Origin of the sequence: Bacteroides sp. An19 (genome assembly GCF_002160215.1) — a bacterium.
GTDB lineage: Bacteria > Bacteroidota > Bacteroidia > Bacteroidales > Bacteroidaceae > Phocaeicola > Phocaeicola intestinalis.
The window spans coordinates 23,745-36,805 of record NZ_NFKD01000045.1 but is presented as its reverse complement, the minus strand read 5'-3'; the positions used below and the strand labels follow the sequence as shown (position 1 = coordinate 36,805).

The window sequence follows — 13,061 nt, the reverse complement described above, 5'->3', positions numbered from 1 at the left end:
TGAGAAAGCGCGAAACCGCCGTATGCGGAACCGCTTGTACGGTGGTGTGGGAGGTCGGTAAATGTGAAAGTAGGAGGCAAATGCCTTTCTATGATTAGCATTTACCTCCTACCCGATTTCGGGGCTACGGAAACCGATGCAACCGGATGCCCAACCGGAGCCAATAATAGTCTCAGGCAGTTTTAATATACTGAAACTTTGGTTTTAATGCACTGAAACTACAGTTTTAGTGCTATTATACTTCTGAAGAAACTGCCTTGTGTTGTCATTCCTTATCATTCCCTGTGTTTTTTTACCGGTATTCGTATAGCTTCACATGCAGGATTTGGAAGTTGTCCACTCCGATGCGTGCGTGCCGTCCTTGGTGATCTTGATCGCCATTATAGCGCCGGATGAAGTTCAGGCTCCCGTCTTCGTTTACGCTGACTTCGTCTACCGAGCCGATGCCGATGCGTTTTTCATTCTTCCACCGGGCGGCAGACGCTTGACGGCCCTCGCCTTCCAATACGAATCCGTCTTCGCCTAACTTGGCTTGCGCCGTGCTCAAAGCGGCTTCTTCTTTGCTTTTAAATTCGACCACGATGCCGCTTCCGGCTATCAGGTACTCGTTTTCAGCCATACGGATTACCAGCCCTCCGCCTTCGGGCCAGACGCTCCCGTCGGTGGCACGTGAATCCCACGGCAAGGTAAAGAAGTGCTTACATATTAATAATGTGTTATCCCATGCAAGGGTGCGTTCTTTCTCGGTTTGGTCGAAAAGTAAGCCTTTCATGGCTCCCTGCCCCTGGTAACGGGTGATGAGAGGCATCAGTTCTTTCAGCTTGAGGTAGCTTTGGGTCAACTGGTAACTGGGACGGTCGGGCGCGTCTTCTATGGAGAACGGGCTGAAACCGATGCCGTCGTGCTCGCCGAATACATAAAAGGCACGCACACCATCATTAGGCTCCAGACGGATTTCAGGTATAAAAAGCGGGTTGTTGTGCAGCTTATATTGTGCGGTCCAGCCGGTAAACCCTTTGTCGTAGAGGTCGGGAGCCAGCAGGTCAATGCCCGGAGCGGCACAATGCCAGATATCGATGAGATGAGCCAGCGGTCCTGCCGACGGATATTCACCGGGTTTGCGCCCGCGACTATTCATGGCGGCATTGACATACATAGGCAAGTTGTACGCTTCCCGTCCGCACTGAATCATACGTTCCACATACGTGGCATAGTGCCATGCCATAAAGATTTCATCGGTATACAGGTCGGTGCCGAACACCTCCTGCCAGTTTCCTTCGGTCTTACCCCCGGCTTTTTGCCATTTTCCAGCCAGCCACGGGTGGAGCGTCTTTTTGTTCTTTACCAGGTAATCGGCCAACTTCTCAGGAATGGCTGATTGGAACAGGCGGTTGGCTTCTTCCGAATAGTCGCGTGCACTTTCCAGCATACCGATTTCATTTTCTACCTGCACCATGATGACGGTATGCTTGTCACCGTCGGTTTCGGAAAGATGCCGCATGAACGCTTTGAAAGCCTTGCTGTCCGCCTGGAATACATTGTCCGAGAAAGGACTGGCTATCTCCAGCGGCTTACCCGTCTGGGTCCGTACGCGCGGATACTTCTTGTAGTCTTGCTTGAACCATAGCGGGGCATAGCAGCTCATAGAGTTTTTCCATGCGCCGAACCAGAGAAAGACGATTCTCAAGTCGTTTGCCCGTGCCTGTGTAATGGCGTGGTCTACCAAAGAGAAATCGAATGTCCCCTCTTCGGCCTCTATCAGATCCCAGTAAGCAGGCACCAGTACCGTATTCAGCCCGGTGCGTTTCAGCTTAGGAAAAATACGGTCGATGTCTTGCAGGGAAGAAGCCGAAGAGTTTCCCAATTCTCCTCCCAAGATGAGGTACGGACGGTTGTCTACCATGAGTTGAGTAGCCGAACCGTGTTTTTGCCAATGTGGCATTTGTTGCGCAAGCACCGGAAGCAGCCCGATGAGACTTGCCAAAAAAAGAGTGATGAATCGATTTTTCATGTGTGTCGGTTTAGGTGATTGACTTAATGATACGGAAGCAAAGATAAACAAAAAAAGCAAAGTCGTTTCGTGTTTTTTCTTTCGGAATCATGTTGTTCGGCATAAGATGTTCGATTTATGACAATATATGTAACATTTAACGCAGTTTAACGCAAAAGATGTAACATGCATAGTAAAACATGTAACATAAGGGAAAAACAAAGTGAACATAATCATTTAAATTTGCCTCAAAGCAAGTGCGGAATTCGGCCGTACGTTGGGCACAACGAAGGCCGGTTCCGTATTCTATGCCTCTATGTTAAACATAAAAATGTTAAGTCATGAGAAACACTAATTGTTCAAAAACCTTTGGACTGTTGTTTCTGCTATGCCTTCTCCCTGTATGGGCATTGGCACAAACGATAACAGTAAAAGGTGTTGTGAAAGATCCTACAGGGCAAACGGTCATTGGTGCCAGTGTATTGCAGAAAGGTACGTCGAACGGAACGATTACCGATTTTGAGGGTAGCTTTACGTTGGAAGTTCCTTCGGATGCAGTGCTTACTATTTCTTTTGTGGGTTATAAGACCCAAGAAATCAAAATTGCAGGAAAAACTTCATTGAATGTTACATTGGAGGAAGACGCCCAGATGCTGGATAACGTTATTGTGGTAGGTTATGGTACCCAAAAGAAGGAAGACTTGACTTCGGCGATTGCGACATTGAGTCCGAAAGAAGTTTTGAAGTCACCGGGTGGCATTACAGATGCGTTACAAGGTAGTACGGCAGGTGTAAACGTGTCGGGTGGCAAGATTCGTATTCGTGGTACGGCTTCTATTACAGGTAGCACCGATCCGTTATGGGTAGTAGATGGCATTATCGATGCTTCAGGCAATATCCCCAATGATGATGAAATCGAGTCTATTCAGGTGTTGAAAGATGCAGCATCATGTGCGATTTATGGTGTGCGTGGCGCGAACGGTGTTATTTTGGTTACGACCAAGAAAGGCAAAGAAGGTAAACCTCGCATCAGTTTCAATGCCTATGCCGGTTTTGGTTCGCCTACAAAGAAAGTGGAAATGTTGAATGCATATGATTATGGTATTTATGTGAATGAGCTTTATTACAATTCTTCTTCGGCGGCCAGTATCGCTGACGGTACTTGGAACCAGATTGTACCGACCGGTGTAGCTACCCCGAGTACTCCAATGGCTGATACGGACTGGTGGAATGAATATTTCTGCAATACAAATTATCAGAAATATGATGTATCTGTAAGTGGTGGCAGTAAATATGCAAATTACCGTATTGGTGCTACGCATACGGATAATGATGATCAGATGCATAAGAATGATGCGAAAGTGGATAATATCTATGCTAATGTAGAAGGAACTATCGGTCGTCTTACTTATGGTGGGCGTATTTTCGCTAATTATAGCCGTACAAATGGTTTTACAGGTGCTTCTTTGATGAATATGTTGCTTACTTCGCCCAATTTGCCCGTTTATAACGAAGATGGGACGTTTTTCCATACAGGAAACAATGGACGTGATGGGAACGATATGGCAAATCAAGCATGGTATTTGCACAATCAGCGTTTGCGTAACCGTTCGGTAAGCACAATGGGTAGTATTTTCGGTGAAATCAAGATATTTGACTGGCTGAAATACAGACTTACTTATACATATTCGTATGCGCGTAATAATGATGCTACAATCGTTCCCAAATATGACTTGGGTACGGCAAACGCCCGACAAGATTACAATTCACAGACTTCAACAAAAGGAGGAAGTGGCCATGAGGTGATTGAAAACTTGCTTACTTTCGACAAAACATTTAATGATATCCATTCGCTTTCGGGTGTGGTTGGTATCGTATCTGAAAAGTTTGAAGGTTTTTCTACAGCTATTACCGGCCGTAGTAATGAATATAGTGGATTTGGTATCGAAAGTCGTTATCCAGACAGTCAAATCATTACCAGCTCACAATATAACGAGGCTTATTTTTCTTATCTTGCTCGTGTGATGTATTCGTACAACAGCAAATATATGATTACTGCAAACTTCCGTGCAGATGAGTCATCTAAGTTTGCTGATGGAAACCGCTGGGGATATTTCCCCTCATTCTCAATAGGCTGGAGAGTCAGTGAAGAAAAATGGATGAAAGATGCCACTTCGCATTGGCTGGATAATCTGAAAATCCGTGCAACATTAGGATGGATTGGTAGTGCCAATGCTGTGGGACGCTATGATTATCAGTCGGTTGTGGAAACCGATAACCGTTATTATACGTTTGGTCCCGGGCAGATTAATCCTGACGGAAGTGTATCCAATGCACCTGCACCTTTGATTGAGAATTTTGCAAATCCGGACTTGTCATGGGAAACTACACGTGATGCAGGAGTTGGCTTTGATTTGGATATGTTTCATAATAAACTGAGTTTTGTATTCGATTATTATAATCGTAAAACTACAGATATGCTTTTGGCTGTCCAGCTTCCTCGTTCTACCGGTAATATCAATACGGTATATATGAATGTAGGTAGCATGACCAACTGGGGTATTGAGCTTGCGGCTACTTATCGCGAGAAAATCGGTGATTTCAGTTTTACCATTTCTCCTAACTTTTCGCTTTATCGGAATAAGGTGACCAGCCTGGGAAGCAATCAATCTCTTGCAGGAGGTAGTTCATCTACTGGAAATGTGACTATGACCGTAGCGGGGAGACCTGTAGCACAATTTTGGGGCTATAAGACAGATGGATTGTTCAGAACTGATGAAGAAGCCGCCAATTATGTCAATGACAAAGGCGTACGCCTGCAAGAGTCAGCTAGTGCCGGTGATATAAAGTATGTGGACTTGAATGGAGACGGAGTGATTTCGGATGATGACAAGACCTTTATAGGTTCTTCATTGCCTGATTGTTCATTTGGTTTGAATATTACGGCAGAATATAAAGGTTTTGATTTTTCTATGTTGTGGCAAGGAGATTTCGGTAACCAAATTTATAATAACTGGAAAACAGAATTAATGGGTGGTTATGCTGCTAAGAATCAAATGCTTGATATGGGTGATCGTTTCCGAGCTCATGACGTTACATTTACCACAGCTGGAGGTGAAACCATCACGTTACCTGCCAATACTAATACAGATGTGGCACGTGCTGTATTGAACGATCCTAACGGAAATCATACAAAAGCATCTGATTATTTTATTGAAAATGGTTCTTATTTCCGTTGCAACCGCATTACGTTGGGATATACCTTTGATAAGAATTTGCTTTCAAAGATTCATATCGAATCGTTACGGCTTTATATGGGTGTCAAGAATCCGTTTACCATTACAGGTTATTCTATGTTTGATCCGCAAGTTCCGAATGGAGGTTCAACTTTGAATCGTGGTGTGGATGGTGCTTACTATTATTCAGGAGATACATATTGGGCGACTCGTGAATTTTTTGCTGGTATCCAGTTGACATTCTAACACATAACAATTAAATAGCAAAATTATGAAACGTTTGAAAATTTATATAGGAGCGTGTCTGGGAAGTGTTTTGTTTACTTTAAGTTCTTGTGAACCGGAAATGGAGTTTACTAATCCTTCGGCAGATAGCGAATTGAATTATTATAATACGAAGGAACATCTGACATATGCTGTCAATGGTGCGTATAACATGTTGCAGCGTGCTGGAGGCTGGGCACGATGGATGCCGTTTATGTTGAATGCACGGAGCGATGAATATGCTTTTACAAGTGGTGCGGCTGCCGGTGAACCGGAAACTGCACGATTGTCCCAATACACGGTGAATGCTGATTTGGGAAGCCTTTCAACGACTTTCCAAGATATGTATACATTGCAGTATGCTGCTAATCTTGCTTTGGAGAAATTGGCTGCAAATCAAGATGGTGCATTCGATTTGAATAATACGGAGGATAAGAATTTGTATGACCGTCTGCGTGGCGAAGCTATTTTCCTTCGTGGGTTAAGCCGTTTTTATTTGGTTTATTTCTTTGGAGATCAAATCCCAGACCGTGATTATGTAACTACTGGTGGTGCTGATTATTCATTGCCTCCAGCTGAATCAGGACAGATTTATCAGCGTATGGTCAAGGATTTTCAGGATGCTTCTGAATTGTTGACAGCTTGGAATTATGAGGGGACAAATGATGAAGGACGTGCTACGAAAGGATCCGCCTTGGCATTCTTGGCAAAATGTTATATGGGACGTCCTATCCTTGACGGAACGGCGAAGGCTGGTGATGCCGATTGGACTTCGGCAAAAGCTGTTTTGGAACAAATCATCAATTCTGGTGCGTATGGATTGATGGATAATTATCGTGATAATGCCACTGAGGATAATGAAAATAATAAGGAATCGATGTTTGAAGTGCAGTTTTGTCAAAGTACCGAAACACAAGGTTTTAATCCTGCAGCTCCAGGCGACCTTAACAGCTGGGTCGTGACAGGGCAAAATACAATCCGCGAACTTGAATTGTCTGCCCCCAACTCTACCGAATGTGGACGCTGGTGGAACGGAATGCCATCTCTTGCCTTGTATAATGAGTTTGAACGGGATTCTGAAGGCAAAATTATTGACCCGCGTGCTTATTTGGGTATGTATATTCCTGATGGATGTAAATTTTTAGGCAAGTCAGGAAAGTGGCTTCCTTATGAAGAACTGTTCTCTGGTGGAACCTTTGATGCTTGGCGTGGTAAGTGGTTTGGATGCCGTAAATATAGTTTGGACAAAGTTCGTTCTGTAGAACAAAGTGGTATCAATGACCGACTGATTCGTTATGCGGATATCTTGTTGATGTACGCTGAATGTTGTCTGGAAACAGGTGATGAAGCAACAGCAAAAAATTATATCCAACTGGTTCGCAATCGTGCGAATAATAACACGGTTGCACTTAATACGACCGAAGCTGATGCCGGTATGTCTTATTTGGAAGGAGGGAAATTGCCTACAGTTGACGAATTGATTGCTAATCATCCTGTTGTAGGAAGGGTTGTAGGTAATAATGGTTCTGTCATTTGTGAAGGTATGGAAATAAACACAGTTCGTCGTGCACTGAAACATGAATATTCGGTTGAGTTGTACTGGGAAGGCTGGCGTTTCTTTAATTTGATGCGTTGGTATAATAACCCAAATGATCCGGATCGTGAAAGGATGTTGGACAATTTGATTAATAAGAATGCAGCCCAAGTGGAACAGACAAGTTTGACAGGTACGGCAACGTTTAATTATGAACGGAATCTGTATCTTCCTATTCCGTCAACAGAATTGACTACGAATCCTAATATGCACGGAAATGCAGCCAATTGAGTTTGAATAATAATAATTGTGCTTTTCAGTAAAACCTCTGCCGGAGCTGCTCGTGAGAGTCTGTCTGGCAGAGGTTTATTTTATCTTGGAATGTCTTTACTTGTCCGTTCCACCTATATGGGGACATGGTTACGTCGCATAGAATGACAACGGGAAAGCCCTCAATTCGCTTAGGAACATTTGATTTTGCATCATTGTTGTATACTGTTTGTAAGTAGCTTTTATGGATTGTATTTATCGGATGAAATTAAGATATACTATGGAGCGGTATGGATTTGTGCATTTAGCTGATGTCATCGTTCCTGTATGCTGTACCCGTTCCGTTCGCCGTGCATTACTAAACTGTATGTGTTATTATCTTCGTCTGGTGTAAGATTAATAATCTTCCGCTTGTAAGATTAATAATCTTGCAGCCTGAAGATTAATAATCTTACAGCGGATGGGGCTATCATCCGCGACTTTTCCGGCCGTGAAGTAAGTGATGAGGCTTTAAAGCGAATTATTAGTGCGGCGTTCAAGGCACCGGCCAACGACCATTTACGGCAATTCGAGTTTGTCGTGGTGCGTGGACAGGAGAATATAGCCAAGGTCATTGCTCCGTTGGCAAAGAACATGGCAGCATTCAAGAAGCTGGTTGCAGAGGTGGACGAATCGGGCGATAAAGACAAAATGGCGATGTTTGCCGATGCCTTGCCCAAGCAAAAAACATCGATACAGAAGAGCGGATACATTTGAACGCGTGGTAAGAAATTGGGTATCTGGATGCTTTTATGAAAAATCTCCCTCTCTCAAGGGAAAAGCCCAAGAAAGAGGGAGATTATCATTATTATGAAAAAAATGTATTCACTTATTTTTCTTTACGAGGCTGGGGTTTGTGCTCTCGTTTCGGATGATTGGGCTTTTCTTCGGCCATTCCTTCTGGTTTTGGCATCAATACCTTGTGTGACAATTTGAACTTGCCGGTTTTCGGGTCGATATCCAGCAGTTTTACTTCAATTTCATCACCTTCTTTCAGTCCGGATTCTTCGATGGTTTCCAAACGTTTCCAGCTGATTTCCGAGATGTGCAGCAAACCGTCTTTTCCCGGAAGGAATTCGACAAATGCTCCATAAGGCATGATGGAACGTACCTTTCCTGTGTATACCTCACCTATTTCGGGGATGGCAACGATGCTCTTAATCATGCGTACGGCATCATCGATGGATTTCTTGTTCAAGCCGGCAATTTCGATGCGTCCTACGCCATCTGTTTCTTCGATGCTGATAGTAGCACCTGTCTCTTCCTGCATGCCTTGGATGATCTTTCCACCCGGGCCGATTACCGCTCCGATGAATTCTTTCGGAATCGTCATGGTTTCGATGCGCGGTGCGTTCGGTTTCAGTTCCGGACGAGGTTCGGCAATGCATTCGGTCAGTTTGCCTAAGATGTATTCGCGGCCCTCTTTAGCTTGCAACAATGCTTTTTCCAAAATGTCGTAGGTCAGTCCGTCGCACTTGATATCCATTTGGGTAGCAGTGATACCGTTTTTCGTACCGGTTACCTTGAAGTCCATGTCACCCAGATGGTCTTCATCTCCTAAGATGTCTGACAGGATGGCGTATTTGTCTTCTCCGGCGTTCTTGATCAATCCCATTGCAATACCTGATACCGGATTCTTGATAGGTACACCTGCATCCATCAGGGCAAGTGTTCCGGCACATACTGTAGCCATAGAAGAAGAACCGTTTGATTCGAGGATGTCGGAAACTACGCGGACACAATAAGGATAGTCGGCAGGAATCTGCCCTTTCAGTGCACGCCATGCCAAGTGTCCGTGTCCGATTTCACGACGGCCTACACCGCGTTGTGCTTTGGCTTCGCCTGTAGAGAAAGGCGGGAAGTTATAGTGTAGCAGGAAGCGTTCTTTGTGCTGGTCGAGTACATCATCGACGATTTTCTCGTCAGCTTTTGTACCCAATGTGACAGTACTGAGTGACTGGGTTTCTCCGCGTGTAAAGATAGATGAGCCATGTGGGTAGGGAAGTGGGCTTACTTCGCACCAGATGGGGCGGATGTCGGTCGTCTTACGTCCGTCCAGACGTTTGCCTTCATCGAGGATGCAACGGCGCATCGCTTCTTTTTCCACATCGTGATAATAGCGGTCAATCATCGGACCCTTTTCTTCCAGTTCCTCTTCGCTGAACTGGGCCTTGAATTCATCGCAGATTGCTGTAAAGGCTGCCTCGCGTTCATGTTTGTTTTTGTTGCCCGATTCGGCGATGGCGTATGCCTTGGCGTAACAAGCTTCGTGAACCGCCTTGCGCAGGTCTTCGTCGTTTTCTTCGTGGCAATATTCGCGTTTTACGGTAGAACCGACTTCTTCCATCAGTTCCATCTGTGCCTTGCAATGTACTTTGATGGCTTCGTGTGCGGCTTTCAGGGCTTCCAGCAAGTCTTGTTCGCTTACTTCGTTCATTTCACCTTCCACCATCATGATGTTCTCGTACGTAGCGGCTACCATCAGGTCCATATCTGCCTGCTCCAGTTGCTCGAAAGTCGGGTCGATAACGAACTTGCCGTTGATACGTGCTACACGTACTTCCGAGATTGGTCCGCCGAACGGGATATCCGATACGGCAAGCGCAGCCGATGCGGCAAGTCCAGCCAATGCATCAGGCATATCGACGCCGTCGGCAGAGAACAGAATGATGTTCACGTAAACTTCGGCATGGAAGTTGTCGGGGAACAACGGACGCAAGGCGCGGTCTACAAGGCGGCAGGTAAGGATTTCATAGTCTGATGCCTTGCCTTCGCGTTTAGTGAAACCGCCAGGAAAACGTCCGAACGCAGAATATTTTTCTTTGTACTCTACCTGAAGCGGCATGAAATCTGTACCGGGAACTGCATCTTTTGCTGCACAAACAGTAGCCAACAACACGGTGTTACCCATGCGCAGCGTAACAGCACCATCTGCCTGTTTTGCCAGCTTTCCCGTTTCGAGCGTGATGGTTCTGCCATCAGGAAGCTCGATCGTCTTAACAATAGGATTGATCATAAATAATGTTTTAATATAATTTTCGACTATAAATCGCGCAAAGATACGAATAATCTTGCAGTAATCGGGTGAAGATGAGGCAAAACTTTTACACTTCGCCCGTTTTTATGCTATTTTATGCTTTTCCCTCCGGATATACATGCTCAGCCCGATGCAGGCGGTTGCGCGTGCCGCCGCAAGCGGTTGCCCCTCTCCGGCACTGTAAAGCATCAGGAAGCAGGCTTTTAAGCCTTTCGTGCGTTAAAGTTCTTTTTTTCGTACAAGAACTTTTTCGAAAAGCTTTGTGAAACCATGAAAAGCCGTATCTTTGCACTCCGAAGTAAAACAGGTTTTTAGAATGAAAAGAAATGCTTATATCGCCGCAGCTCTGTTGTTGGCAGGCATTACCGCCTGCAACAACGAGCCTGCTTTTACCGTTGAAGGTGAAATAACCGACGCGGCCGACAAAATGTTGTATTTGGAACAGACCGGACTGGAACGCATCGTTCCGCTTGATTCTATCAAACTGGATGAAGAAGGAGGGTTCAGCTTCTCCGTTGCTCGTCCGGATGCTCCTGATTACTATCGTTTGCGCATTGATAACAAGGTGATTAATTTTGCCGTTGATTCTACCGAAGCGGTGAAAGTGCATGCCGGTTTGGGCAATTTTGCTACAGGATATGAGATAGAAGGTTCGGAAAACAATACCAAGATAAAGGAGCTGGTATTGCTTCAGGCTGGCTTGCAGGAGCGTGTCAACCGCGTGGCGCGGTCGGGACTGCCCATCGGCATAGCCCAGGACAGTATACAGAAGATTGTGACGGCCTATAAGGATACGGTGAAGCACAAGTATATTTTTGCCGGCCCTAACAAGTCATACGCTTATTTCGCTTTGTTCCAGGAATTGAACGGGTATATGATTTTCGATCCGCTTACCAGTAAGGAGGATGTAAAATGCTTTGCGGCGGTAGCTACGAGCATGAACAATATGTATCCTCATGCCGACCGTTCGCGCAACCTGTATAACATGGTAATAAAAGGGATGAAGAATACACGTGCGCCGCAAGTGAAACCCTTGGAGATTCCGATGGACAAGGTGGAGGAAACCTCGATTATTGACATTCCCTTGCGTGATGAGAATGGGAACCTGCATCACTTGACCGACCTGAAAGGCAAAGTGGTGCTAATCGACTTCACGGTGTATGGAGCATCCGAGTCGGGTGCACGTAATTTATTGTTGCGCGAAGTATATAATAAGTATAAGGAGCAAGGGCTGGAGATTTATCAGATTTCGCTGGATACTGATGAGCATTTCTGGAAAACAGCAGCAGATAATTTGCCATGGATTTGCGTGCGTGACCCTCAAGGTCCGTATTCAACGTTTCTTCGTCTGTATGGAGTATCCCAGTTGCCGGCAAGTTTCCTGGTCAACCGGAGCAACGAGTTGAGTTTGAGGATAGGAGCTGATACTGATTTGGACGCGGAGATTAAGAAATTATTATAACATGTTGCAAAGCATGTGAAAATACAGTGCTCCAACACTTGACTGGTATTATAAAAAGATTTACCTTTGTCGCAAATCAACATAGGAAGGGTTCCGATACGTAATTATGTATCGGAATTCTTTTTTGTTTTATAAGTAAGAATATAAACGAAAAATTAAAGGAGGAAAACATTATGGCTTATATGTCAGAAGAAGGTTATCAGAAACTGGTGGCCGAATTGAAACATCTGGAAGCAGTGGAACGCCCTAAAGTGGTGGCGGCTATTGCCGAGGCACGTGATAAAGGAGACTTGTCGGAAAATGCTGAATATGATGCAGCAAAAGAGGCTCAGGCTATGCTGGAAATGAAAATCAATCAGTTGAAGGCTACTATCGGCGATGCTAAAATCATTGACACATCGAAACTGAAGGCGGATACTGTGCAGATTCTGAGCCGTGTGGAACTGAAGAATGTCAAGACAGGTATGAAAATGGCATACACTATCGTGTCGGAAACAGAAGCCAACCTGAAGCAGGGGAAGATTTCGGTCAATACGCCGATTGCACAAGGCTTGCTGGGCAAGAAAGTGGGTGATGTGGCTGAAATAACCATTCCACAGGGGAAAATCAGTCTGGAAGTAACAGGAATTTCATTTTAACGGTAAGGCAGGCTTGCGTAAGCGCGCAGGTTTGCCTTACTTTTATTATATATAAAGGTATGGCAACAATATTCAGTAAAATCATTGCGGGAGAAATCCCCAGCTATAAAGTGGCAGAAGATGACCGCTTTTATGCTTTCCTCGACATTAACCCGATGGTAAAGGGACATACATTGGTTGTCCCGAAACGGGAAGTAGATTACATCTTTGATTTGGAAGACGAAGAACTGGCGGCGATGCATGTATTTGCCAAGCATGTGGCATTGGCCATCCAGAAAGTCTTTCCTTGCCGTAAGGTCGGCGAAGCTGTATTGGGGTTGGAAGTACCTCATGCACATATTCATCTGATTCCGATGCAAAGTGAAAAAGACATGTTGTTCTCTAATCCGAAGTTGCAGCTGAGCGATGAGGAATTTAAGAAGATAGCCGCTGCTATACATGAAGCCTGGGAAGGCAATGCTTGATAAAATCCCCCTCCTACTTATATAATATAGCATAAAAAGCCATCCCCTGAAGGATGGCTTTTTTGTGTTGATAGATTTTTTCTTTTATGATAAAAAGGATTTATATCAGTATCCTGTTGGCAGCACT

7 protein-coding genes and 1 pseudogene are annotated in these 13,061 nt (G+C 44.9%); 6 read left to right on the top strand and 2 right to left on the bottom strand.

Annotated elements, in window-relative coordinates:
* Positions 1-292: 292 nt before the first annotated feature.
* Positions 293-2,011 carry a DUF5597 domain-containing protein gene (locus B5F25_RS14860; protein WP_087250445.1) on the bottom strand — a complete coding sequence of 573 codons (1,719 nt, stop codon included), beginning with the start codon at positions 2,009-2,011 and terminating at the stop codon, positions 293-295.
* Positions 2,012-2,331: 320 nt separating this feature from the next.
* Here B5F25_RS14860 and B5F25_RS14855 point away from each other — a divergent pair, with 320 nt between their 5' ends.
* From B5F25_RS14855 to B5F25_RS14845, 3 genes and pseudogenes are all read left to right on the top strand, one after another.
* A complete protein-coding gene (locus tag B5F25_RS14855) occupies positions 2,332-5,472 on the top strand; it encodes a TonB-dependent receptor (RefSeq protein ID WP_087250443.1) in 3,141 nt (1,046 codons plus the stop codon).
* A 25-nt stretch (positions 5,473-5,497) separates the two neighbouring features.
* The gene (locus tag B5F25_RS14850; RefSeq protein ID WP_022038832.1) at positions 5,498-7,315 is read left to right on the top strand and encodes a RagB/SusD family nutrient uptake outer membrane protein; all 1,818 of its coding nucleotides are present in this window, start codon (positions 5,498-5,500) and stop codon (positions 7,313-7,315) included.
* Positions 7,316-7,729: 414 nt separating this feature from the next.
* Positions 7,730-8,047: pseudogene (locus B5F25_RS14845) on the top strand (nitroreductase family protein); the annotation flags it as partial.
* Positions 8,048-8,162: 115 nt separating this feature from the next.
* Here B5F25_RS14845 and pnp read toward each other — a convergent pair.
* The gene (pnp, locus tag B5F25_RS14840; RefSeq protein WP_022039824.1) at positions 8,163-10,349 is read right to left on the bottom strand and encodes a polyribonucleotide nucleotidyltransferase; all 2,187 of its coding nucleotides are present in this window, start codon (positions 10,347-10,349) and stop codon (positions 8,163-8,165) included.
* A 337-nt stretch (positions 10,350-10,686) separates the two neighbouring features.
* On the opposite strand from pnp, the gene B5F25_RS14835 reads away from it, so the two are divergent.
* The 3 genes from B5F25_RS14835 to B5F25_RS14825 all read left to right on the top strand — a co-directional run bounded on the left by B5F25_RS14835 (position 10,687) and on the right by B5F25_RS14825 (position 12,934).
* Entirely contained in the window at positions 10,687-11,832 is a 1,146-nt protein-coding gene (locus B5F25_RS14835; RefSeq protein ID WP_087250441.1) for a TlpA disulfide reductase family protein, read from the top strand.
* A gap of 173 nt (positions 11,833-12,005) precedes the next feature.
* Complete coding sequence (gene greA / locus B5F25_RS14830; protein ID WP_022039826.1) at positions 12,006-12,470, top strand: transcription elongation factor GreA; 465 nt, start codon at positions 12,006-12,008, stop codon at positions 12,468-12,470.
* A gap of 59 nt (positions 12,471-12,529) precedes the next feature.
* A complete protein-coding gene (locus B5F25_RS14825) occupies positions 12,530-12,934 on the top strand; it encodes an HIT family protein (RefSeq protein ID WP_022039827.1) in 405 nt (134 codons plus the stop codon).
* Positions 12,935-13,061 lie beyond the last annotated feature (127 nt).

Bases quoted from the DNA above. Each gene is read 5' to 3' on its own strand.
- pnp (WP_022039824.1), bottom strand. From the start codon at position 10,349: ATGATCAATCCTATTGTTAAGACGATCGAGCTTCCTGATGGCAGAACC.
- B5F25_RS14855 (WP_087250443.1), top strand. From the start codon at position 2,332: ATGAGAAACACTAATTGTTCAAAAACCTTTGGACTGTTGTTTCTGCTA.
- B5F25_RS14860 (WP_087250445.1), bottom strand. From the start codon at position 2,011: ATGAAAAATCGATTCATCACTCTTTTTTTGGCAAGTCTCATCGGGCTG.
- B5F25_RS14825 (WP_022039827.1), top strand. From the start codon at position 12,530: ATGGCAACAATATTCAGTAAAATCATTGCGGGAGAAATCCCCAGCTAT.
- greA (WP_022039826.1), top strand. From the start codon at position 12,006: ATGGCTTATATGTCAGAAGAAGGTTATCAGAAACTGGTGGCCGAATTG.
- B5F25_RS14850 (WP_022038832.1), top strand. From the start codon at position 5,498: ATGAAACGTTTGAAAATTTATATAGGAGCGTGTCTGGGAAGTGTTTTG.
- B5F25_RS14835 (WP_087250441.1), top strand. From the start codon at position 10,687: ATGAAAAGAAATGCTTATATCGCCGCAGCTCTGTTGTTGGCAGGCATT.